The 21,487-nt window shown below is 67.8% G+C and carries 18 protein-coding genes and 5 pseudogenes; 4 read left to right on the forward strand and 19 right to left on the reverse strand.

What is annotated here, in order from left to right; all coding sequences use genetic code 11:
* The 3 pseudogenes from ACIOKD_RS37815 to ACIOKD_RS37825 form a co-directional block, all read right to left on the reverse strand.
* Positions 1–371 (reverse strand): annotated as a pseudogene (locus ACIOKD_RS37815) (helix-turn-helix transcriptional regulator); the annotation flags it as partial.
* Positions 372–385: 14 nt separating this feature from the next.
* Positions 386–499, reverse strand: a pseudogene (locus tag ACIOKD_RS37820) (IS701 family transposase); the annotation flags it as partial.
* Positions 491–667, reverse strand: a pseudogene (locus tag ACIOKD_RS37825) (transposase); the annotation flags it as partial. The pseudogenes ACIOKD_RS37820 and ACIOKD_RS37825, both read right to left, overlap by 9 nt.
* A 3-nt stretch (positions 668–670) precedes the next feature.
* On the opposite strand from ACIOKD_RS37825, the pseudogene ACIOKD_RS37830 reads away from it, so the two are divergent.
* A pseudogene (locus ACIOKD_RS37830) lies at positions 671–901 on the forward strand (ISKra4 family transposase); the annotation flags it as partial.
* Between the two features lie 54 nt (positions 902–955).
* Here ACIOKD_RS37830 and ACIOKD_RS37835 read toward each other — a convergent pair.
* The 3 genes from ACIOKD_RS37835 to ACIOKD_RS37845 all read right to left on the reverse strand — a co-directional run bounded on the left by ACIOKD_RS37835 (position 956) and on the right by ACIOKD_RS37845 (position 5,290).
* Positions 956–2,284: an NAD-binding protein gene (locus ACIOKD_RS37835; RefSeq protein ID WP_402092699.1), complete on the reverse strand. Its 1,329-nt coding sequence runs from the start codon at positions 2,282–2,284 to the stop codon at positions 956–958.
* A gap of 22 nt (positions 2,285–2,306) precedes the next feature.
* Complete coding sequence (gene hisD, locus ACIOKD_RS37840) at positions 2,307–3,614, reverse strand: histidinol dehydrogenase (protein WP_402092702.1); 1,308 nt, start codon at positions 3,612–3,614, stop codon at positions 2,307–2,309.
* 83 nt (positions 3,615–3,697) lie between these two features.
* A complete protein-coding gene (locus ACIOKD_RS37845; protein WP_402092704.1) occupies positions 3,698–5,290 on the reverse strand; it encodes an APC family permease in 1,593 nt (530 codons plus the stop codon).
* A 71-nt stretch (positions 5,291–5,361) separates the two neighbouring features.
* Between ACIOKD_RS37845 and ACIOKD_RS37850 the strand changes: the two genes are divergently transcribed.
* Positions 5,362–6,015 carry a TetR/AcrR family transcriptional regulator gene (locus ACIOKD_RS37850; RefSeq protein WP_402092707.1) on the forward strand — a complete coding sequence of 218 codons (654 nt, stop codon included), beginning with the start codon at positions 5,362–5,364 and terminating at the stop codon, positions 6,013–6,015.
* A gap of 170 nt (positions 6,016–6,185) precedes the next feature.
* Here the strand turns inward: ACIOKD_RS37850 and ACIOKD_RS37855 are convergent, their stop codons facing one another.
* The 3 genes from ACIOKD_RS37855 to ACIOKD_RS37865 all read right to left on the reverse strand — a co-directional run bounded on the left by ACIOKD_RS37855 (position 6,186) and on the right by ACIOKD_RS37865 (position 7,972).
* Positions 6,186–6,554 carry a hypothetical protein gene (locus tag ACIOKD_RS37855; RefSeq protein WP_402092709.1) on the reverse strand — a complete coding sequence of 123 codons (369 nt, stop codon included), beginning with the start codon at positions 6,552–6,554 and terminating at the stop codon, positions 6,186–6,188.
* Positions 6,548–6,724: a hypothetical protein gene (locus ACIOKD_RS37860; protein ID WP_402092711.1), complete on the reverse strand. Its 177-nt coding sequence runs from the start codon at positions 6,722–6,724 to the stop codon at positions 6,548–6,550. The genes ACIOKD_RS37855 and ACIOKD_RS37860 overlap by 7 nt, the downstream gene beginning before the upstream one ends.
* Positions 6,725–7,366: 642 nt before the next feature.
* Positions 7,367–7,972: a TetR/AcrR family transcriptional regulator gene (locus tag ACIOKD_RS37865; RefSeq protein WP_402092713.1), complete on the reverse strand. Its 606-nt coding sequence runs from the start codon at positions 7,970–7,972 to the stop codon at positions 7,367–7,369.
* Between the two features lie 87 nt (positions 7,973–8,059).
* Between ACIOKD_RS37865 and ACIOKD_RS37870 the strand changes: the two are divergent.
* Positions 8,060–8,950: pseudogene (locus ACIOKD_RS37870) on the forward strand (NADP-dependent oxidoreductase); the annotation flags it as partial.
* 130 nt (positions 8,951–9,080) lie between these two features.
* Here ACIOKD_RS37870 and ACIOKD_RS37875 read toward each other — a convergent pair.
* The 7 genes from ACIOKD_RS37875 to ACIOKD_RS37905 form a co-directional block, all read right to left on the reverse strand.
* Positions 9,081–11,936 carry an MGH1-like glycoside hydrolase domain-containing protein gene (locus ACIOKD_RS37875; RefSeq protein ID WP_402092714.1) on the reverse strand — a complete coding sequence of 952 codons (2,856 nt, stop codon included), beginning with the start codon at positions 11,934–11,936 and terminating at the stop codon, positions 9,081–9,083.
* A gap of 249 nt (positions 11,937–12,185) precedes the next feature.
* Entirely contained in the window at positions 12,186–12,422 is a 237-nt protein-coding gene (locus ACIOKD_RS37880; RefSeq protein WP_402092715.1) for a hypothetical protein, read from the reverse strand.
* On the reverse strand, positions 12,412–13,242 hold the full coding sequence (locus ACIOKD_RS37885; protein WP_402092717.1) for an antibiotic biosynthesis monooxygenase family protein: 831 nt from the start codon (positions 13,240–13,242) through the stop codon (positions 12,412–12,414). Before ACIOKD_RS37885 ends, ACIOKD_RS37880 begins: the two co-directional genes overlap by 11 nt.
* Positions 13,239–13,946, reverse strand: coding sequence for an MBL fold metallo-hydrolase (locus ACIOKD_RS37890; RefSeq protein ID WP_402092718.1), 708 nt, complete (start codon positions 13,944–13,946; stop codon positions 13,239–13,241). The genes ACIOKD_RS37885 and ACIOKD_RS37890 overlap by 4 nt, the downstream gene beginning before the upstream one ends.
* Positions 13,947–13,970: 24 nt before the next feature.
* Complete coding sequence (locus tag ACIOKD_RS37895; RefSeq protein ID WP_402092720.1) at positions 13,971–15,077, reverse strand: alcohol dehydrogenase catalytic domain-containing protein; 1,107 nt, start codon at positions 15,075–15,077, stop codon at positions 13,971–13,973.
* Entirely contained in the window at positions 15,074–16,069 is a 996-nt protein-coding gene (locus tag ACIOKD_RS37900) for a hypothetical protein (RefSeq protein WP_402092721.1), read from the reverse strand. Before ACIOKD_RS37900 ends, ACIOKD_RS37895 begins: the two co-directional genes overlap by 4 nt.
* Before the next feature lie 493 nt (positions 16,070–16,562).
* Positions 16,563–17,228 carry a class II aldolase/adducin family protein gene (locus ACIOKD_RS37905; RefSeq protein WP_402092723.1) on the reverse strand — a complete coding sequence of 222 codons (666 nt, stop codon included), beginning with the start codon at positions 17,226–17,228 and terminating at the stop codon, positions 16,563–16,565.
* 282 nt (positions 17,229–17,510) lie between these two features.
* Between ACIOKD_RS37905 and ACIOKD_RS37910 the strand changes: the two genes are divergently transcribed.
* Positions 17,511–18,752, forward strand: a complete 1,242-nt coding sequence (locus ACIOKD_RS37910; RefSeq protein WP_402092848.1) for a M24 family metallopeptidase — start codon at positions 17,511–17,513, stop codon at positions 18,750–18,752.
* Positions 18,753–18,847: 95 nt separating this feature from the next.
* Here ACIOKD_RS37910 and ACIOKD_RS37915 read toward each other — a convergent pair whose 3' ends face one another.
* From ACIOKD_RS37915 to ACIOKD_RS37925, 3 genes are all read right to left on the reverse strand, one after another.
* A complete protein-coding gene (locus tag ACIOKD_RS37915; RefSeq protein ID WP_402092724.1) occupies positions 18,848–19,318 on the reverse strand; it encodes a MarR family winged helix-turn-helix transcriptional regulator in 471 nt (156 codons plus the stop codon).
* A 124-nt stretch (positions 19,319–19,442) separates the two neighbouring features.
* The gene (locus ACIOKD_RS37920) at positions 19,443–20,111 is read right to left on the reverse strand and encodes a response regulator (RefSeq protein WP_402092725.1); all 669 of its coding nucleotides are present in this window, start codon (positions 20,109–20,111) and stop codon (positions 19,443–19,445) included.
* Positions 20,108–21,466 carry a sensor histidine kinase gene (locus tag ACIOKD_RS37925; protein WP_402092726.1) on the reverse strand — a complete coding sequence of 453 codons (1,359 nt, stop codon included), beginning with the start codon at positions 21,464–21,466 and terminating at the stop codon, positions 20,108–20,110. The genes ACIOKD_RS37920 and ACIOKD_RS37925 overlap by 4 nt, the downstream gene beginning before the upstream one ends.
* Positions 21,467–21,487: the final 21 nt, after the last annotated feature.

Raw genomic sequence — 21,487 nt, forward strand, 5'->3', positions numbered from 1 at the left:
AGGGAGCGGGCCGTGCCGGTCAGGCGCTGAACGCGGGCCAGCTCAGGACCAGCCCCGAGCTGCTCGAACAGCTGCCGGGCCGCGTCCAGTTCGAGCGCCGCCGACCCCTCGTCACCCAGGGCCCGGCAGGCAAGACCGACCAGCACACGCACACGCGCGGCCTCGTAGGGCACCTCCAGCTCACGCCACAACCGCCCGGCCTCCCGCAACGGCGGAAGCGCCTCCCCGGCCGCCCCTCCAGCCAGCCGCACAGCACCGACGGCCTGCCCGGCCATGGCACGCAGAGCCGCGGCACCATGGTCACTGGCAATGCCCCACAGTTCATCAGCGACGGACGCCGCCTCACCCGGACCGTCCGTAACATCCGCCAACAGAATCTCCACCGCCGCCGGCAGCCGGGGTAGCGGCGAATCTGGTAGTCGTTCAGGCCGCACTCCTGCTTCGCGGTCTCGAAACACTCCGCAACAGCCCATCGGCTGCCCCCGATACGGATGAGCTCGGCGAACCGGGGCCACACCCCGGCCTCGGTCCACTCGGCCGGCCGACGCCAACAGGTCAGGCCCGACCCGAAGCCGAGTTCCTGCGGCAGGTGTTCCCAGGAGATCCCGGTGTGCAGCACGAACAGGATGCCCTGGAACACCAGCCGGTCCGGATGCCGCTTGCGTCCCGGGCTCCGGGCGAAAAGCCGCACCGCGAGCGGATGGCCACGCCGACCTGCGTCTTCGATACCCACCCGGCCCCGCGCCGACCACACGATGTGATCGCCCCGCCCGAGGGCCGCAGCACCACACGGGCACCTCGCCCAGGGCCAAGAGCACAGCGCGAGTGGCTCACCGCCTCCCTCATCCATCCGCCCGAGCACGTGATCGCCGCCACCTTCGACCAGACCGAAAGCCCGGATTCTGCTCTCCCCGCGTCGAGGCGAACTACACCCAATCGGGTATGTCGAGGGCCGTCACCCGGGTATGGGCGTGGAGAGGCTGATGCACTTGCACCGATCGGAATCGGCCGCGGCCAGGTGTTCTGCTTCTGGGTAGTTCGCCGCGTGCTGTTGCGCGTCAGGGCCGGTGCGGGCGAGGTGGCCCAGCAATGTCTGCGTGACAGAGGACGAAGTCTGCGCTGCGACGTCGATTACAGGGCCGATCCGGAAGAGCGATCGGCTCTCGTTGATCACGTCGTCGCCGCCGGCCCGGATGACAACTCGGGCGTGTGGCGCGACGGCCAGAGTGGTGATGGCGATCTCGACGTTCTCCAGAGGGTTGGCGCTGACTGCTGCGAGGGACCTTGCTCTCTTGAGGGCGAGGCGCTCCAGGGTTGCCCGGTCCTCGGCGTGCGCGATGATGACTGGGATCTTCAGTGCTTTGGCGAGTCGGAGGTTGCGGGCGTCGGGATCCTTCTCAACGGCCACGACGGGAACGCCGAGTGCCTTGAGCTCGCTGCAGAGCCGGAGGCCGACTTGGCCCAGGCCGACGACCACGACGTGGTTGTGGGAGGGCATGGTGCGTGAGCCGATGAGGCCCATGGTTCTCCTGGAGAGCAGCCACTCAACTGCTCCTGCGGTGAACATGGCAGTGAGCACGATGGTGAGCAGCATGGCCATTGTCGCGAAGAGGAGATACCAGGCAGGGAGGTGTCCGTCGGTGCCGGGGCCCACGGTGGCGATGACCTGGGTGGCTGCGTAGAGAGCGTGAAGCGGGTGTTCGTGTAGGGCCGTCAGGGAGAGTACGAAGTCGAGGGCCAGGATCCCCACCAGCCCGGACAGGCCGGCAAGCATGATCTTTGTTGCTCGGTCGGCTGGCCGGAGCTGGCCTCCGAGGTGGCTGAGCACCAGGTGCAGTTGCCTCGTGGGCCGCGCGAAAGCGTACGGGTTGGAAGAGCCCGCGCTCGCCGGAACGGCGTTGTCGGTCTCTTTGCGGGTTGGGATCTCGGTGTCCAAACAGGCGCTGACCAGTGACGGCACCGCGATGTCCGCAGGCGAGGTCACCTGGCAGCCAGGGACGGTCCTGGTGAGCTGGTCAGCCAGCGTGCGATCGAAGACCGTTGCGATCAACGGCACGCTGGGGCGGAGGTGTTCGATGGCGAGGGCGTAGCGAAGTGCGATGACATCGCTGCGCACCAGGACGGCAACAGCGTCGACGCCGTCGTTGAGGATGGCGCGAATCTCCTCGTCGTCGGGCTGGGCCAGGTGCGCTACATCGACTTGGTGTCTGCGCAGTGCGGCACAGGTTCTGGCCGCGATCTCAAGATCGCCGATGATCAGAGCCTTGCGGCGAGTCCGGTTCACGCTGCTGCCGTCCTTGTGGATGTCAGCCGGCGAACCGGACGGCGACTGCCTGGCCGTGGGCGGGCAGGTCCTCGGCGTTGGCCAGCGTGATGACGTGTTCCGCTACCTTGCTGAGGGCGTCGCGGTCGTACTCGATGAGGTGGACGCCGCGCAGGAAGGTCTGCACGGACAGGCCGCTGGAGTGGCAGGCGCAGCCGCCGGTGGGAAGCACGTGGTTGGAGCCGGCGCAGTAGTCGCCCAGTGACACCGGTGCATGCGGGCCTACGAAGATGGCGCCGGCGTTGCGGACGCGCCGGGCGACGTTTACGGCATCGGCGGTGTGAATTTCCAGGTGTTCGGCCGCGTACTGGTCGACGATCTTCAGCCCGGTGTCGAGGTCTTCGACGATCACGATGGCGGACTGTGGGCCTGCGAGTGCCTCGTTGATGCGCGCCGTGTGCTTCGTGGCTGCGGTCTGGTCCTCCACCGCTGCGGTGACGGCCTGAGCGAGGTCGGCGCTCGTGGTGACGAGCACGGACGCAGCGATCACATCGTGTTCGGCCTGACTGATGAGGTCGGCGGCGACCCATCGGGCGTCGGCCGTTTCGTCGGCAAGGATGGCGACCTCGGTGGGGCCGGCCTCGGAGTCGATGCCGATCACGCCCTTGAGGGCCCGCTTGGCGGCGGCGACATAGATGTTGCCTGGGCCGGTGACCATGTCCACCTTGGCGCACTCTTCGCGGCCTTGCGCGTCGCGTGCTCCGAACGCGAACATCGCTACTGCCTGGGCGCCGCCGACGGCGTACACCTCCTCGACGCCGAGAAGTTCGGCCGCCGCCAGGATGGTTGCATTGGGCAGGCCGCCGTTGTCGCGCTGCGGCGGGGAGGCGATTGCCAGTGAGCGCACGCCGGCCTCCTGCGCGGGGACGACGTTCATCACCACAGAGCTGGGGTAGACGGCGCGGCCCCCAGGGACGTACAGGCCGACGCGGTCGACGGGAAGCCAGCGCTCCGTGACGGTTGCACCGGTGTCGACCTGTGTGGTGTGTTCCTGCCGCTGCTGGTCCTGGTGCACAAGCCGGGCGCGGCGAATCGACTCGGTCAACGCGGTGCGGATCCGGGGGTCGAGTTCGTCGAGACAGCGACGCATCTCTGCTCGCGGGACACGCAGGTGGGGCGGGCGCACACCGTCGAACCGTTCACTGATGTTCAGCAGGGCTTCGACGCCACCGGTGCGGACCTCCTCGATGATGGGCCGGATCTTGGGGAGTGCGGCCTCGATGTCGAGTTCCGCGCGGGGGATGGTGAATCCGGCGGCGGAGGAGGTGCCCCGGGTATCGATGATCTGCATCTGATTCACCTTGCTGTAAGGAATTCCAGAGGGATGTGGTGGCGGTCTGGAGTTGCGCGGTTGAGCAGCTCGGCGTGGTGCGTTCAGTCCTGTGCGGATGGGTGAGCGATCCGGCCGGATCGGCTGCCCCGCTGGGCCCAGGCGTAGCCGCTCACGGCGATCGCGACGATCGCTGTGAGGGTGCCGAGAGTGAAGGTCTCGAATACGGGGCGGCTCACGCCCCAGGTCGCGTGGAAGTCGTAGGGGATTCCCAGGAGCATCTCGATGGTGCCGGGGAAGACCGCGACCCAGGAACCCAGGAGAACCCAGCAGTAGATGAGAATCGTGGAGGTCCACAGTCCTGCGCGGCCGCCGGGGATCCGGTAGGGCCGTTCGACGTGGGCGTACCGGGAGCGCAGCCGGACAACGGTCAGGAAGATGATCAGGTAGCTCAGCAGCAGCGTGGTGACGGCGATGGTGAGTACGACCTGGAAGACGTCGGCGGTGTCGCCCTTGACCAGTGCGGTGGCGAGGAGGGTGAACGCGGTCGCCACGGCACCGGAGAGCAGGTTCACGCGCACGGGGGTGCCCAGGCGGGGGTGGAAGGCGCCGAACCACCGGGGGAAGGCTCCGTCTGCACCGGCGATGGCCTGCACGCGGTCGGATGCAACCATCCAGGCGCTGCCCTGGGTGAGGACGACGAAGATGAAGGCGACGGCGACGATGGTCAGCATGGTCGGGCCGGCGGGGCCGTACACGCTGAAGACGGTTTTGACGGCGTCGAGGAAGCCACTGGCGCCGGAGACCTTCTGAGCCGGGATGACAGCGAGGATCGCGAAGATCGGGAGCAGGTAGCAGAGCACGGCGATGGCACCAGAAGAAGCAATGGCCACCGGGACGTCGCGCTTGGCGTTGCGCATCTCTTCGGCTGCGCCGCTGGGGGCCTCGAATCCGACGAACGCGAAGAGCAGCACGGGGGTCACGGCGAGGAAACCGGCGGTGGTCGGTGAGAAGTCTCCTGCGCCGTAGCCGTGAATTCCGTTCTTGACGGCGTAGATGGTGACACTCACAACGAAGGTGAGTACCAGGATGACCTTGACGATGGCCCCGATGTTGATGACCCATTTTCCGTGCTGGAGTCCCACCATGGACGTCAGGATGGCGAGCCAGATGAACGCAACTTTGAACAGGTAGTCGCCAAGGCTTCCGGCGGAAATGGGGCTGACGTAGGTGTCCCATGTCGTCACGGCGATGAAGGCAAGTGAGCCGCCGAGCCAGATGGGGTTGGTAACCCAGTAGAACATTGTTGAAATTCCGGCGGTGAGGCGGCCGAAGGCCATGCGGACCCAGACGTAGGGTCCTCCTTCTTCACGGAATGTACTTCCAAGTTCTGCCATGACCAGGGCGTATGGGAACAGGAACGTGACCGAGATGACCGCGGACCAGGTGAATGCCTGTGCGCCGCCGATGGCCGCGATCTGAGCAATCGTGTCGATGCCGATGACGGCACCGATTGTCAGAAAGACGATGTCGAAACGCCCCAGGCTCTTGCGCATGCCTCCAGAGACACCGTCTCGTGGCGGTTCGTGCGTAGCTGGGGTGGTGTCTGCGGCCATGGCGCGCTCCCTTGGTTGGCCGGTTCTCAGGGCCGGCCTGAGTCTGAACAGATGTTCAGACTCGGGCCGGTCAAATGTCAACCCCTCGTCACCGCCTGGGATGATGTGGGATGCGGCTCGGCGACAGGGTGACGCTGTGGCATGCTCTGTGCATGGCGAACAGCGGACGCTCACGGCGGTCGGAGCCGAGCCGGCGCAACCTGATCGAGGCGACGGGGCAGCTCGTCACCGAGCGGGGCGTGGAAGGGCTACGGGTCCGGGAGATTGCAAGCGTGGCCGGCATGTCGCCCGCCGCCGTGCTGTACCACTATCCGGACAATTCCGAGTTGGTCCTTGCTGTGCACCGCAATGCTGTGGACCGATACATGGCCGGACGTATCGCTTCCCAGGAAAACCTTGAGGACCCGCGGGAACAACTCACCTCCATGATGGTCGCCGGCGTTCCTCCATACGCAGATGAAGACTTGATTCGCCTTCTCTACGAGATGCACGGCCTGGCACGGCGCAGCCCCGGTCATGCCCAGCTCATGACCGACCTGTGGGGCCAGGAGCGCCAGCTGTACGCCGACATCTTGCGTGCGGGCAGCGAACTGGGACATTTCCAGATCGAGGACCCGTTCGAGTCCGTGGCAGCTATACTGCTCGCCCTTGAGGACGGCCTTGTTCTGCACCTTGTGAGTGGGAATTCAGACCTTGATGCGGAGAAGGTGATCCAGGCGTTCAGAAGGTCTGCAGCCCGGGAGCTTGCGTGCCCAGAACTGCGTGGCGCACCGAACCAACACATAAGTGTTCAACGCCCGGTCTGAAGCGGTGTTGAGCGCTGACGGTGCTCGATGCAGTGGCGCGGCCCGGTATGAACGGTGCCGTGTCCGCGGCCCCTTTTCAGTGACCCCGGTGACCCCGGTTCAGTGCCGCAGGTGCACGGCTTGTATGGGCTGCCGGTCGATGCGGGATGGGTCGGCCGGCCTCCCGTTTCCTAGGGTCGAGGCCCCTGTTCGTCCGCAGCCAGCGCGACGGCATCGCACACTCGGACAAGGAGTGGTCGCTGCCCGACGACTGCGCCCTGGGCGTCCAGCTCATGTGCGACGTGGCAGTCGACCTCGTCAACGATCGCTGTCGGTGAGATCGCAGCCAGCTGCTGTGCATCATGCCCGGCCGCGGACCAGAGTTGACGCGTCGCCAGGCCCCGGGCGTCGAGCCGCTCGACCACGCGGTTGACCATTTCGGGGGCGTAGACGGCAGGTGCTGTCCGCGGCATCCGCTCGCAGGAAGCCAGCTCGCAGCCGTACTCGACGGCCACCTGTTCGGCCAGGGGGCAGGTGGCCTCTTCTACCTTGGTCAGCACTGACTCGTCCGGTGCCTCAGGTCGATCGTGAGGGTCTCGGAACCTGGGACGACGTCGACCTGTCCGGGGAGGGTGTTGATGTCTCCCACCGCCACAGTCGTCTCCGGGTGTTCACCGGCGAGGGCGTGCAGCCGCAGGACCTGGTAGCTCGGGGGCTCGGTCAGCTGCATGCCCAGTCCGTGTCCGAGACGGCCGACGTTGTCGCCTACCGATCCCGCCCTGTCCACTGCTTGTCCGCTGCGGACATCCCTGATCAGGACATGGCCTGAGGTTGCCGGTTCCGAACAGTAGGGACCGTGCAGGCCGAGGCCCTCAGGGTCCGCGGGGAGAACAGAATCCGGACCGACGTATGCCGGGTCGAAGGTGAAGCTCACGCGCGTGCCGCTGCCTTGTGGTGGATGAAACCCTTGGGGCGCTGTGAGGGGTCGGATGCCGGTGTGGACTTGACGCGATCCGCGCCCGGCGTGCCACATCTCAACGGATACCTGTGCGGACACCGCGGCAGCAGCGGCCACGGTCCAGCGTTTGCGGCCCTTGCTGGTCGGGTCCAGGCTCATCAGGGTCACGAACGGGCCGCGACCGATATCGAAGCTACGGGCGGGAGAACCTGGATCGTTGGGGCCGGGGCGACTCTTCAGCGCGCCACTGGTACCGGGGTACCAGTGGGCGCCACCCCCAGTCGGGGCCTGCCCGAGCGCGGAGCACCGTCATGCGGGATCCCCGGCCCGTTGCCAACGATCAGAAGTGGGCCGCGGGTCCGCCCTGTCGCCGAAGTCCGCGGGGAAACGGCGCCGGACAGGATCGGGTCCCGACTACCGTCCGGCCGTACCGGTGGGCTCGCCCGAGGGGCGGGTGACCTCCCAGGCCGCCTCGATCATCCGGAAGATCTCGTCCACTGCGGCCTCCGGATCGGCAGCCTCCCTGGCCAGCGAGTATGCGCCGACCGCGAACCTCGCGATCGTCCGGCAGGCCATTGAGGTCTGCGAGAGGGCGGGATCGGCGGCGATGACCGTCGCCAGCGACTGCGCGTGGCGCAGCCCCATCGCGTGCTCGTGCTCCCGCAGGGCGGGCGTTTCGTCGACCATGCGCCGCATCGGGGCGGCACTGTCCGCCTCACAGAGGCGCACCAGGGTCTTGATCTCGCGGCGCAGGGCGGGGATGAGCGGCTCGTGCGGCGCCCGGTCGGTGACCGCCCGCCGGAGGCGTTGCTCGAAGTCTTCGTCCTGATCGAACACCAGGGCCTCTTTCGAGGCGAAGTGGGAGAAGACGGTGGTGACGGCCACGTCGGCCTCGGTGGCCACGTCACGGATACCCACCGCGTCGTAGCCGCGCTCCAGGAAGAGCCGCAGGGCCGCGTCAGCGATCTGCTGCCGGGTCGCGGCCTTCTTACGTTCACGGCGTCCGGGTGTCACGGTCATGACGGAACACTATCAAATATGAAGTCGCAACCACCCTTAAACACTAACCACACTGAAATCCTAACCGTTAGTGCTAAGTTGAGCGGCATGAAGAAGGTAATCTTCGCCGAGTTCGGCGGTCCGGACGTCCTGCAACTCAAAGATGCCGAGGAGCCCCACGCGCCCTCAGGCCGGGTACGCGTCGCCGTACGGGCGGCGGGTGTGAACCCCGTCGACTGGCGGATTCGCGAGGGCCAGTTCCAGACGTTCGATCCGGTCGAACTGCCCGCCGGAGTCGGGCAGGACGCTTCCGGGGTGGTGGACGAGGTCGGCGAGGGTGTCGAAGGGGTCGAGGTCGGCGACCACGTGTTCGGCACAGGTGCGAGCACCTATGCCGAGTTCGCCGTGCTGTCGGTTTGGTCCCGTATGCCCGAGGGCCTGACCTTCGAGGAGGCGGCCGGCTACCCCTCCGTGACGGAGGCCGCGCTGCGGGTCCTCCGTGAGGTCGGGGTGCGGGCCGGGCAGAGGCTGCTGGTCAGCGGTGCGTCCGGGGGTGTTGGATCGGCGGTGCTACAGATCGCCCGCGACCGCGGCATCACGGTGATCGGCACGGCCGGCGCCACGAACCAGGACTACCTGCGCAGCCTGGGTGCCGTCGCCACGACGTACGGCGAGGGCTGGGTGGAGCGGGTGCGGCAGCTCGGCCGTGTCGACGCGGCTCTCGACCTGGCCGGCTCGGGGGTACTCCGCGAGCTCGTCGAGCTGACCGGGGACCCGCAGAAGGTGATCACCATCGCCGATCCCGGTGCGGAGGAGCTCGGTGTCCGATTCTCCGGCGGGCCCGGGAACATGCCGGAAGCGCTCACCGAGGCCGCCCGCCTCATCTCACGGGGGAAACTCCGCATCCCCGTCGACAAGTCGTACCCGCTCGCCGAGGCCGCGGCGGCGCACCTCGACAGCCAGGCCGGTCACACACGCGGACGGCGGGTCCTGGTAGTCCAAGCATCAGGGCCCGTATCAGGCCACCACCGGATAGGCAACGATCAAGTGTCGTGGTCGTGCTGAGCGGATCGGCCAGTGGGCGACCGAGGCGGATGCGGTGTGTCGGCACGCACGCCCTGACAGCCGGTCAGGGCGTGAGGTAGCAGGCCTTGCGTACTCCGGGCAGCGGATCCGTGCCGCCGACCGCTGCCGCCGTACAACTGGCACTGCCTGTGAACGACTCGTACACGAAGTTGCCCCGAGCGCCGTAGGCGACGGTCCGCTGTCCGGTGAAGGCGCACGTCCCGCCCTCGTCGCTGCAGGCAGTGGAGTAGCCGACCGGACCGCCGGTGGCCGTGTAACAGGACTTGGACTCTCCTGGAATCGGGTCGCCGAACGTACCGTCGGTGCAGGCGGTGTCGCCGGTGGCCCTCTTCGTGGCGAACGCCCCGTAAGCGCCGTACATCACCGGCTGCCCCGCCGCGGCCGGGCAGGTGCCGTTCTGGTCCGCACACTTGGTCCAGCCGCCGGGCGGGCCTCCGGCGGGTGGCAGGTAGCAGGACTTGGCCGCGCCGTCGACGGGATCGCCGAAGTGTGCGTTACCGCAGGCGACGGCACCATTGGTTACCTGATGGGCGAAGTTGCCGTTGGCACCGTAGACGACGTCACGGTTGTAGCCGGGCACGGAGCAGGTACCGCCTTCGGCTGCGCAGACGGTGTATCCGGAAGGTCCGCCGGCGTCGGCGACGTAGCAGGACTTGACGAGGTTCGACGCCGGGTCGCCACCGAAGGAAGCACTGGTGCAGGCGGTGGTGCCGGTCACCGTCTTGTACGTGTACGTTCCGGCGCCGTATGCCACCGAGCGGGTGCCGCTGAAGGTGCAGGTGCCGCCCTCGCCCGCACACCGGGTGTAACCCGTACGCAGCGCACCCGTGGTGGCGGGATCAGCGGGTGCCGGCGGATTGCCCAGTGCGGTGGCGCTCACGCTGTAGCCGCCGGGAGCGACTCCGGTGAGGTAGACATAGGTGTCGTCCTGGCTCGCGCCCGTGATGCCCGAGGCGGGTGTGAAGGATCCGTTGCTCCATACGACATGGCCGTTGACGGACACCGAGATGTTCGTGCCGCCGAACTTCGGCACACCGATGCGGCCGGTGGTGCCGACCGGACTCGTGAGCTGTGCCGTGTAGGTGCCGGCAGCCGGATTGCGGGACCACGACGCGTTGACGGCGCCCTGAGGCATGGTGATACGGCCCTCGGCGCTGGTCAGGTCACCGGGGTGCGGGACGAAGCGGTACGCGCCGGTCGCCGACTCCGGTGCGGTGCCGAGCACGTCGAAGGTGAGCGCGGAGGTCGGCGCGGTGGACCATCCGTGGGCCAGGCTCATGAACGAACCGCCGTAGGCGAGGCCGCCGTCCGCCTTGACGCCCTCCCAGAAGGTGCTCTTCGTGCCGATGTCACTGGTCAGCATGTGGCCCCAGGTACGGCGGATCTGGTCCAGGGCGGTGTAGTCGTCATTGGCGGTGAAGTGGGCGTTCAGTTCCATGCCACCGGCGAACGGTGACACGTTGCTGCCCCATTCGGGCGTGGTGGGGCCGTACGCGCCCCAGTTCTTCCCGAGCCCCGCGATGACGCTTCTCGATTTCGCAGTGGAGTCGGTCAGCCCGTACCAGACGGCGAGGGAGTTGCCGTCCTGCGGATACAGGCCGCTGGTGGGATTGTCTTGGTACATCCCCTTCGAGGTGTCCCACAGACGGGTGTTGGCTGCGGTTTTGAGGGCCGCGGCCTTCGCCGTCCAGCTCGCCGAGAGTGCACTGTCGCCCTTGACCGTGGCCAGGGTGGCACCACCCTTGAGCGCGGCGTACAGCAGCGCGTTCGCGGAGATGTTCTCGCCGCCCTGGCCGACCCGGGCCCAGTCCTGGGTGCGGGTCACGTTCAGCAGGTTGTTGCTGTCGATCTTGTTGACGACGAAGGCCATCCCGCGCTTGTAGTTGGCCCATTCGGAGTCCAGCCACGCCCGGTCGGCGGTGTAGGTGTAGTACGTGGAGGTGCCGAGCAGCGTCCACGTGTGGTAGGTGTCCGACCCAGTGAGATTGAACGGCGGCCCCGACCAGGGAATCTCCCCCTCGGCCGACTGTGCGTCGTACATCGTGGTGAGCGCGTTGCGGGTCGGGAGGAGATCGTTGGAGTAGGCGTACTGCGTGGGTACCGCGATGCCCAGGTCGCCGGGCCACACCGTACGGTCGCGCTTGGCTCCGTCGACCAGGATGGAGTCACCCACACCGACCGTGGCGCTGTTGTCCCACTCCGAAGCGGGCGGGGGCCAGGCGCGGCCTTGGCCGGAGGCGATCGTATTGAGTTGCACGGTGTACGCGCCGGCGTACCAGATGCGGTTGAGCAGTTCGTCGCTGGAGGAGAAGTAGTTGGTGTAGTCGGCCGGATTCGCCTTTCCGGGAACCGCGGTGAACGCGAGGCTGACACCCTTCAGATCCACCCAGCCCGAGGTGTCCAGGAAGATCGTCAAGTACCGGAATCCGCCCCGTAGCCGAGCGGCAGGCATGGTGTAGGTGCCGTTGGCGGTGACGGCGGCGTGGAGGGCTCCGTCGCCGCCGTCCCGACCGCTGCTGAGGTCGCTGTTGTTGCCCACGTACAGGGACGACTCGCTGAAGGCCAGGCCGATCCGTTGGCCGTTGTCGCTGGTGCCGCCGAAAGACAACGTTGCCAGACCGCCGACCTCCTTCCCGAAGTCCAAGGTGACGGCCGACTGCGAGCCGGAGATCCGTGTCGACTGTCCGGCAAGGACGTTCTGCGGGTTCGCGACAGTACCGGACGTGCGGTGGACGGCTGTCGGCCTGAGGGTGCGCGAGGTCGGTGAGTAGTTCGGGACGTCAAGTTCCGCCCGGGAAGGCGACGTTGCCGCCACGGGGGCGGCCGCTGTCGCCGATGTGGCCGGTGCGGGAGCCGTGACCAGTGCTGCGGCCAGTGCTGCGGCCAGTGCTCCGACCACCGGAGCGAGACGAAGGAGGCGCCCTGGATGAAGCACCGGACACAGCAAAGGGCGGTGGCGTCGCACGAGTACCTCCTGGGTCGGGTGCGGAGATGAACCGCTCTGGTCGACAGCCGACTGAATCGATTCAATTCGATGGTCGGAAACGTCCCGGTCTGCTACGACAACGTGCGCGTGAGGCGCCTCTCTGAAGTGGAACCGATGATGGGCGTCGCACATCGAGGTGTCAACCCGGTGCGCGGTCCGCCTCTACTCGGCTGACGCCGCCCCTTCGTACGTCCCGTCGGTGTGCCCCGTCGGTGTGCTGAGCCGACGCCGTACCGCGTTCTGGCCGCAGCCCACCTCGTCCGCGATCGCCGGCACCCGCAGCACTGCCCAGCTCAGCTTGACCATCCGTGCCCGCAGTACCGCATGTGCGATGCCCCGGGGCCGAGGATGCGGCGGCGAGCCGACGACCTGCGCGAGGTTGCGCTGCCTAGTCGACACAGACGTCGGGCACGGCGGCGCGGCGGAGTACCTGCCGGAAGCAGCGTGTTCCGGCAGGGTAGTGGGCTGACACGGCCAGGAAGTCCGGGTCGGTGAGCACAGCCGTCAGGGCGCCCACGGACTCCCAGACAGCCAGGTCGATCAGAACGCTGCTGCCCCCGGTACCCCGGTGGAGCTGGGCCTGGATGTACCCGCTGCGGCTCTTCATGTACGCGCCGGTCTTCTGGTAGGCATGAATGGCTCGATCGACCGCGCCGTCCGGAACGACGAAGATCTGCAGCAGGGTGAAGGCACCGCTGGTGGACAGGAACTGCTCCGTGAGCGGAACCTCCGGACACAAGTCGACGTACTCGATCTCGGACCCGAACTCGGACCCGAACTCGGACCCCATCTCGGACACGTCGGCGGAAGCCGACTCCCCCGCTGCCGGGGCGGGCTCACGGTCCCACGGTGCGCCCAGGCAGACACCGGGCACCTCCACCGGCCGCACCAGGTGCGGATACGCCACCGATCCGTCCGGGTAGGACGGGAGCAGTCCCTGGAACTCGGGACTCATGAAGGCGTTCTGCAGATCCTTCACCGACTCCCAGCTCGCGACGTTGGTGACCACGCGGCCGGCCGTTCCGCGATACAGCTGCTGGGAGATGTTCCCCTGCTTCGTCTTCATGACCCCCGAGTCCAGGCGCCATACCTCGACGACGTCCTCGTCCCGGCCGGGAGGCGCGACGAAGGTGTTCACGATCGTGACCGGTTCGCCTCCGGGCCCACCCAACTGGGCCATGAACGGTGCCCGGGCGTCGAAATCGTTCAGTGCGATCATCGGCGGTCTCCTTCGTTATGTGAGCTGCTCACCGCGGCGTCCCTGACGTCCTGAGGAACTCCGTGTTCGAGGACCGTGATCTCGGTTCCCTCCGGCGCCAGGTCGCGCAGCAGTCCGTAATGCATCTTCTGGTGGACGAGGGCGAGGCCGGCCTGGTGGATGGGCACGGCGAGCCGGGGCGCCGTCGTCCGCAGGTAGTCGATCGCCTCGCCGATCTTCATCCACGGCCCACCGACGGGAAGCAGCAGGACCTCGACCGGTCCGGGCGCAACGTCCAGGGCGTCACCGGGGTGCAGCAGGCTGCCGTCGATGATGTACCCGTTGTTCGGCACGGTCGGGAGTGCGGCGTGGATGCACGCGTGGTCCCCGCCGACGACCTCGACGCTGACACCGCGAAGGACGAACGTGTCTTCGGGACCAACGATGCGCGTCCGGCTCGGTGCGATGTCGAGGAGCCCCGCGAGGGCTGTCCGCGTGTGCGCGTTGAGTACGAGCTCGGCCTGCGGGTTGGCGGCCAGTAGTGTGCCGAGGCGTTCGGCGTCCACGTGGTCCGGGTGCGCGTGCGTGAGGAGGACGGCGTCGATCCCGACCTGGTCCTCGAATTCCCGTGAATAGGCACCTGGGTCGAAGAGGAGGCGGATGACGCCGCCGTCGCCCGGGAGCTCCATCAGTACGCACGCATGTCCGTAGTGCGTCAGCTTCATGTGTGATTCCTTGCCGGCGGTCTATTACGGGTGGACGATCGTCATCCACATCGGCTTCCTGCGCTGCTGCATTTCCTGGATCGCCGTGACGGTCTCGGCGAGCGGAACATGGTGTGTGATCAAGTCGTCCACCTTGACGGCGCCGATCTCAAGCAACTTCAGTACGTCCACCACGTCGTTGCGGGTGTCTCCCTTGGTGCCGACGAATCGCCAGCAGTTGCCCATGATCGCGATCGGCGGGATGGGCAGCGGAACGGTGTTGCCGCCCATGTGCGCCAGGACGCCGCCGGTGGCCAGTGCCGCCATGGCGTGAGCTGTGATGGGGCTGGACGGTACGAAGTCGAGTACAGCGTCGACGCCCTGGGGAACCAGACGCCGGATCGCGCCGGTGAGGCCGCCGTTGGCCTCCCATCCCTCGGGCAGGTTCTCGGTCGCGATGGAGTCGACGAGGATGCCGTCGGCCGCTGCCAGCTTCTCGACGTCCTTGAGGCGCTCGTCGCTGCGGCCCACCAGGATCAGCCGGCCGACACCGAACTGCTTGGCGAACTTGACACTCGCGGTGCCCATCGTGCCCGTTGCCGCGGTGATGACCACGGTCGCGGCCTGCGGCAGGTGGCACTCCTTCAGTATGCGGACAGCGTTCCCCAGGTCATGGACCTTCGCGCCGACGTCGAAGCTGACGTTGGCGGGCAACCTGTCGAGCAGCCAGAACGGGACGCGAACGTACTCGGCCAGCCCTCCGTCGTGGTAGCGCTCGTACAGCGGCAGCGGACCGTTGCTGAACGCCGCATGGCCGATCATGGCGTACTGGGCACACATGTTCTCGCGGTCGGACCGGCAGTGGACACAGCGGCCACAGGTGAGTTGGGGGTGCACCCGGACACGTTCGCCACCGGTGAATCCCGGTACGCCGGGTCCGACCTCCGAAACAGTGCCCGCCATCTCGTGCCCGACGATTGTCGGCAGCTGCTTGAAGGCTCCCATCTTGAGCAGCGACATCATCCCGGGGGCGAGGCCCGCGGCCTCGACCTTGACGATCACTTCACCGGACGCCGGCTCGGGGACCGGGACCTCCTCGACGACAAGGGCGCTCTCGGCGTCATGGGCGCGCGTTGCCAGCATGGTCTTCATGCCTGGCTCCTTTCGACGGCTGCCGCCAGCCGCTCGGGTGTACAGGGATCCGCAGTGCGCGTGGCATCGACAACCTGCGGAAGTTCGAGGTGCGACAGGAGCGAGATGTGGGTCGACCGCTCGTGCGTGATGCCGGTGTGGGCCAGGCCGAGCGGAATCCGCACGAAGTCGCCCGGATGCAGCTCGACGATGCCCCGCTGGGTCACGAGGGTGCGGATTCCGGAGACCTGGTACTGGATCTCGTCGGCGTCGAGCGTCCGCCGGTAGCGCCGACTCCCGTCATCGGCGGCCATGTTGACGTAGCCGAGTCGGATCGTCGGTGTGGCGTAGATCCACGTGGTGGTGACACCGTCACCGATCGCGTGCACGCGCATCCGCTCGGGCTCGGCGTGCACGCGTTCGAGGAGCGACGTCTCGTCCGTGGGAAACACCACGATGTCGTGACCGACCGTCCCCATGCACTGGGTGACGGCCTCGTTGGCCTCGCCGGGCACCCAGCCGGGGAACGGCGGCATCACCGGCTGCGACGTCCGAACGGGCTCGGCCAGTTCGGCGACCGGGGCAGGGAGGTAGAAGAGTAGGTGGCTCTCCTGGCGGCCGTAGTTGTCGTGGCCGACCCCGCGCGGGATCCGGGAGAACTCGCCCGGCAGGTGCTCGATGACCCCGAGCTCGGTCATCAACGTCCGTTCACCATCGATCTGGTACGAGATCTCATCGACATCGCAGTTGCGGTGGTAGAACGGCTGACGGCCGTTCATGACCTGCCACTCGACCCGGAGCTGGTCGTTCTCGTACACCCCGCGCGGGGGCGCGAACCTCTGCTCGACGTACTCCTGCGGGAAGTGGACGACGGGCAGGAACTCGTGCTCGTTCCACAGCTTGACCGGTATTTTGCTCGGGTAGGGAGACGCGAGGAGCAGATGCTCGTCGCGATCGATACTGCGCAGCGGCCCATCGGATCCGATGACCATCACGTCTTCTATGACCCTCATGAAGGCCTCTTCCTTGGAATATTGGGTGGCGCCACGACGGAACCTCCAGGACGCCCTATGGCATCGAGTGCGCGGCGCGACCTCACAGGACCCCGGCCACGACGTCTGTCACCAGTGCTGTGCACGTCGTGCAGCCACACCTCATGTATATCAACCTGGTTGATATAAGTCCACAAGCGCGGTCCCTCGACTGCCGCGACCCCACCGCGCCCGTACAGGAGCGCCCGGCTGCCATCAGGCCCGCCACCCCGGCCGGTCGCGGAGATCCACCGAGGGCCCGGGACCCACGTCGCGCCGCTCGGGTTCGGCGCGGCCGGCACTTGTTCGGGCACCTTGCGGGCGGACGACGGCTCACACCGTCGGCAGGGTTCGCTCGCCGATGATTCACCGTGAGCCGCTCGGGGTCCTCACCTGAGCCGCCGACCAGGCGCCACCCTCTCCCTCAACCCGCAGAGAAGACGGCATCAGACCTCGAACGGCCCTCCGGTTCGGGTCACTTGCCGTGCGCACGGCGCACCAAGTACTCCCACCCGGCGTTGATCTGGCGTGGATTCCAGATCTGCTCACGCTTGAACCGGGTCTCCGTCTCGTCCGATGCCGTGTGTATGCCGCCGGCAGCGTCGGCGAGGAGTTGGGTGCGACAGGCGCGCTCAAGCAGCACGGCATACATGACGGCCGTCCCGATGTCCGGACCGACCGTCACAGCGCCGTGGTGCGGCAGCAGTATCGCGTTGGCGTCACCGAGTCCCGCGGCGAGCTCTCGCCCGAGGTCCCTGGTCGCGATCAGTGCTCCCGTGGCCGTGAACCGTGGCAGCTGAGGATAGGTGAACGGCACCGCGTCGTGAGAGATGGGCAGGAGATCGCGCTGCAGCGAGGAGAAGGCGTTCAGCGCGGGAGCGTGTGTGTGGACCACTGCTCCGACATCTGGACGGCGAGCGAGGATTTCGGTGTGGATGGGGAACTCCAGATGCCGACTCCCGGCCCCCCACAACACCTTGCCGTCAGGCGAGACCAGGACGACCCGGCCCTCGCCGATCTCCTCGAAGCCGAATCCCGAAGCCTTCATCCAGGCGCCGCGCCCCTCGGGATCGCGGACCGAGGCGTGGCCCCACACCATGTCGGACAAGCCGACGGACGCGAGTACACGGCTGCCGCTCACGACGTCGGCAAGGACATGACTCTCATGGGTGCGGCGAGTCGAACCAGGGGTCGTATGACGTTTTTCCGGCGACATCGAGACGTTTCCTCTCACAGCGACTGAGTGAATCGGGACGCGGCACGACGAGCCGCACCGAACGACTATCAACGCTCGCCATCATGTGTCAACCTAGTTGATATACCGTCTCCGGTCGGCCCGACCGGCCCACCAGGAGACCGCGCTCCGTGACCTTGGAGCGGTAGACCGGCCAGACCCGGAAGCAAGGAGACAGCAGTGCAGGCTATGCGTGGCGTCCAAGGAATTCTGGGTATCCCCGCGCCCATCGACGAACCGATGTTCAGCACGGCGGAGCGGGATCGGCGCTGGGAGCGGCTGCGGGTCCTGATGGACGAGCAGGGCGTGGAGTTGCTGATCGTGCTGCCAGCCTGGGTCACTTCGGACTCGCTCTACATCGCCGACACGATCGGCGTCACCATCTTTCCGCGAGCGGGCGACCCGATCCTGATCCTCGGCGGCGAACACAGCAACTATGCCGTCGAGCGTCCCCACTGGGTCGACGACCGGATGAGCGCGTCACCGTTCGGCTCGACCGCTCCTGAGTACGGGGCGGTCACCTCCGAGGTGCTTCGCCGGCGCGGCCTCGTGGGCCGACGTACGGCGATCGCCGGGCTTCGCGGCGACGAGTACTCGTCGGTGCGGCAACCCGAGGGCTACGCCCCGCACACCACGGTGTCGCGCATAGTGGAAGCCGTCGGTGCCGAGAACGTCGTCGACGGGACCGCGATCCTCGGACGCGCACGGTATGTCAAGGGCGTGGAGGAGATCGCCCGCCTGGCTGCCGGCGTGCGCGTGGGCGAGGCATCCCTCGCGGCGATGGCGGTCTCGGCCCGAGAGGGCACGGCCCAGGCCGAGGTGTTCGGGCAGATGCTGTTGGCGCAGGTCCGGGCCGGCGCGGACGTGCTGCACATCGCCTGGGCACCCGGCCCGTGGGGCTCGATGCGGCACCGCTATGTGACACCGCCGCCGGGAGTCCTTGAGCGGGGCATGTACGTCGCCACGGAACTGATGCCCGAGATCAGGGGCTACCAGGCGCAGGTGGCCCAGCCCATGGTGATCGGCTCCCCCTCGGCCCGCGCGCGAGAGATCTTCGAGCGCAACGCGGCGGCCTTCGACATCGCCCTGGACACGATGCGGCCGGGGAAACGGTGGGGTGATGTCTTCGCAGCCGTGGAGTCCGTGGCGGGTACTGACGACGGACACATGCTGACCCTCCTCCACGGCCGGGGACTCGGCAACGACGGACCGCTGCTCATTCCCAACCGCGACCGGTCCCGCGTGGCCGACATGCCGATCACGGCGAACACCACGTTCATCCTCAAGCCGTTCCTGGAGGTGCCCGAGGCGCCCGTCCCGTCCCCACGCACCCACGATGTCACGTGGGGCGACACCGTCGTCGTGACCGAGAAGGGCGCCGAGCGGCTGGGGACCCGCCCGCGCGAACTGACCGTCATCGACACAGCCTGACAGCGGGTCCCTGGTACGCGTGCGACGCACCTGCCTCCGGCAGGCAGGTGTCACGCACCACCCGCGCGTACCCGGCGCCGCACCTGGAGCCCGCTCTACTTCGCCGCGTTCCGGCGTGGCCGAACAGCCGGTCCCCCGTTCCCGACGTTACGTGCGTCGATCGCGTGGAGCAGTTTCTTCAACTCATTCCGCTTGCCGGGCGCGAGGTGGGTCATCAGACGGTCGTCGGCGACGCGCACCGCCGCTTCGGCCCGTTCGAGCAGGGCAGCGCCCTCGGGCGTCAGCTGAGCGGGCAGGCTCCTGCCCGTCGGCACCACGGCAGGCCGCTCGATCGCGCCCATCTCCTGCAGATCCTTCACGACCTTGTTCATCGCCTGCGGCGACACACCGGCATGACGGGCCAGTTCGGCATTGGACTGGGACGGGAACATGGACAGGTTTCGCATGCACACGAACTCCGGCAACCCGATGCCGAAGGGCCGGAGCTCGTCGGCCACAAGGGGACGCAATGCCGCCATCACCTGGTAAAGCAGAAAGCCCATCGGCTGATCTTCATACTCACGCATATCAGGGAGTTTGACATACAACGGCCCGCCGATGGGCCTGCGACCTGCCACCTCAGTGTGCCTCCGCGGCACACAAGTGTGGCGCGGAGGCTGTGGTGGGCCCTCTGTCGCAACCGCGCCTTCGCTACGGCTGGGTCCGAACCAGCCCCGCGTCGTACGCGATGATCACGGCCTGGATGCGGTCCCTGGCTCCGATCTTGGCAAGAACCCGGCCGACGTGCTTCTTCACCGTGGATTCGGTGAGGACGAGCCGATCGGCGATCTCCGTGTTGTTCCAGCCCCGGCCGATGGCGACGAGCACCTCCCGTTCACGGCCGCTGAGGGTGGCCAGCCGTGGGTCCTCGGTGTGCGCGGTGCCGGCCGGGGCGAGGACCTGGTGAGCGTAGGCGTCCAGCAGGCGCCGGGTCAGGCTGGGCGCCACCACGGCGTCACCGGTGGCGACCGCGCGGATGCCGGCCACCAGTTCCTCGGGTCGGGCGTCCTTGAGCAGGAAGCCGCTGGCTCCGGCACGCAGCCCGTCGTGGGCGTACTCGTCGAGGTCGAAGGTGGTCACGATGAGAATGCGGGTACGGCCGCCGCCGGCGGTGATACGGCGGGTTGCCTCCAGGCCGTCCATGCCGGGCATGCGAATGTCCATCAGGACGACGTCGGGGCGCAGGTCGGCCGCCATGCGTACGGACTCCGCGCCGTGCTCTGCCTCACCGGCGCAGGTCAGGCCCGGAGTGCCCTCGATGAGCATGCGGAAGCCCATGCGCTGCAGGGGCTGGTCGTCCGCGATCAGCACGGTGGTCATGACGGCGATTCTTCTCCTGGTGCCGGTGGGGCGGGTTCGCCGGATGCGTGGAGTGTGACGTCGACGATCCAGCCGCGCCGGTCGTCGCGCGGGCCGATGGTGGTGGTGCCGCCGTACAGGGCGGCCCGCTGGCGGATGCCGACCAGGCCGTGCCCGGGGTCGTCGGACGGCGGCTCCGGCCGGTGGACCGTCGGTGGGGCTCCGGTGTCGGCGACACGGACGCGGACTCCCCCGGTGTCCGCGGTCACGGTGACCTCGGCGGTGGAGTCGGCACCGGCGTGCTTGAGCGTGTTGGTGAGGGCTTCCTGGACGATGCGGTAGGCGGTCAGCTGCACGCTGCTGCCGAGTGTGTCGAGGTCGCCCACGGTGCGGTAGGTGACACACAGGCCCGCGGCGCGGACCCGGGCCAGGAGGGCGTCCAGATCACGGATGCCGGGCTGCGGGCTGAGCGGCCGTTCGCCGTGCTGTTCCGCGCGCAGGACACCCAGGACACGCCGAAGTTCGCTCATGGCCTGGCGGCCGGTGTCACCGAGGATGCGCAGGGCCTGTTGGGACTGCTCGCCTCTGTTGGCGGAGAGGGTGGCGGCGCCATCGGCGACGCTGATCATGACGGAGAGGTTGTGGCCGACGATGTCGTGCATCTCGCGGGCGACGCGGGAGCGTTCGGCGGCGGCGACGAGTTGTTCGCGCTGATCGCGTTCGATCTCCAGGCGTCGGGCCCGGTCCTCCAGCGCGGTCAGGTACATCTGGCGGGTGCGCAGCGTCAGGCCGAGGGCGGCAGCCGCGGTGACCGTTGCCAGCTGGAAGAACAGGCTCTCCAGCCAGCCGTCGTCCGGCAACAGGACGAGGACCGGAACGGTGACCTGGGCGATGGTCACGGCGGCGGCCCAGCGCAGCCGCCGCAGGGAGTCGTAGCGGGCCAGGGTGTACAGGGCGATGAGCGCGGCGATGCTGGCTGCCAGTTGCAGGCCCAGCACTCCCTGGACGAGCGCGACCAGGGCGATCACGAAGTACACGGGGGCCGGGGCGCGGCGGCGCCACCACAGCGGCACGATGAGCGCGGCGGACACCACGTACGGAACAGCTGCCGGCAGGGTGTCGCGGACTCCGGTCTCCTCGAAGGGGCCGTCGCTGACGTCTGAGAGCGCGTCGGCCGCACCGATCACCGCGAGGATCACCACCACCGCGGCGTCGAGCAGCCAGGGGTGCCGCTGATCCAGCTGCTTCAGGTGGCGCTGGCAACGCAGCAGCCCGACTTGCAGGGGATGCCCCCAGGCAGCCTCGGGCCCAGAGGAGGGCGGCGACGGCGTCCCCTGGACCTGGTTCGCGGCGATGGCCGCGCGGTGCGGACTCATGGGCCCGATTGTCCCCACTTC

The organism is Streptomyces sp. NPDC087844 (assembly GCF_044742785.1).
GTDB lineage: Bacteria > Actinomycetota > Actinomycetes > Streptomycetales > Streptomycetaceae > Streptomyces.

Bases quoted from the DNA above. Each gene is read 5' to 3' on its own strand.
- hisD (WP_402092702.1), bottom strand. From the start codon at position 3,614: ATGCAGATCATCGATACCCGGGGCACCTCCTCCGCCGCCGGATTCACC.
- ACIOKD_RS37850 (WP_402092707.1), top strand. From the start codon at position 5,362: ATGGCGAACAGCGGACGCTCACGGCGGTCGGAGCCGAGCCGGCGCAAC.
- ACIOKD_RS37860 (WP_402092711.1), bottom strand. From the start codon at position 6,724: ATGCAGCTGACCGAGCCCCCGAGCTACCAGGTCCTGCGGCTGCACGCC.
- ACIOKD_RS37865 (WP_402092713.1), bottom strand. From the start codon at position 7,972: ATGACCGTGACACCCGGACGCCGTGAACGTAAGAAGGCCGCGACCCGG.
- ACIOKD_RS37885 (WP_402092717.1), bottom strand. From the start codon at position 13,242: ATGATCGCACTGAACGATTTCGACGCCCGGGCACCGTTCATGGCCCAG.
- ACIOKD_RS37890 (WP_402092718.1), bottom strand. From the start codon at position 13,946: ATGAAGCTGACGCACTACGGACATGCGTGCGTACTGATGGAGCTCCCG.
- ACIOKD_RS37895 (WP_402092720.1), bottom strand. From the start codon at position 15,077: ATGAAGACCATGCTGGCAACGCGCGCCCATGACGCCGAGAGCGCCCTT.
- ACIOKD_RS37900 (WP_402092721.1), bottom strand. From the start codon at position 16,069: ATGAGGGTCATAGAAGACGTGATGGTCATCGGATCCGATGGGCCGCTG.
- ACIOKD_RS37910 (WP_402092848.1), top strand. From the start codon at position 17,511: ATGCGTGGCGTCCAAGGAATTCTGGGTATCCCCGCGCCCATCGACGAA.
- ACIOKD_RS37915 (WP_402092724.1), bottom strand. From the start codon at position 19,318: ATGCGTGAGTATGAAGATCAGCCGATGGGCTTTCTGCTTTACCAGGTG.
- ACIOKD_RS37920 (WP_402092725.1), bottom strand. From the start codon at position 20,111: ATGACCACCGTGCTGATCGCGGACGACCAGCCCCTGCAGCGCATGGGC.
- ACIOKD_RS37925 (WP_402092726.1), bottom strand. From the start codon at position 21,466: ATGAGTCCGCACCGCGCGGCCATCGCCGCGAACCAGGTCCAGGGGACG.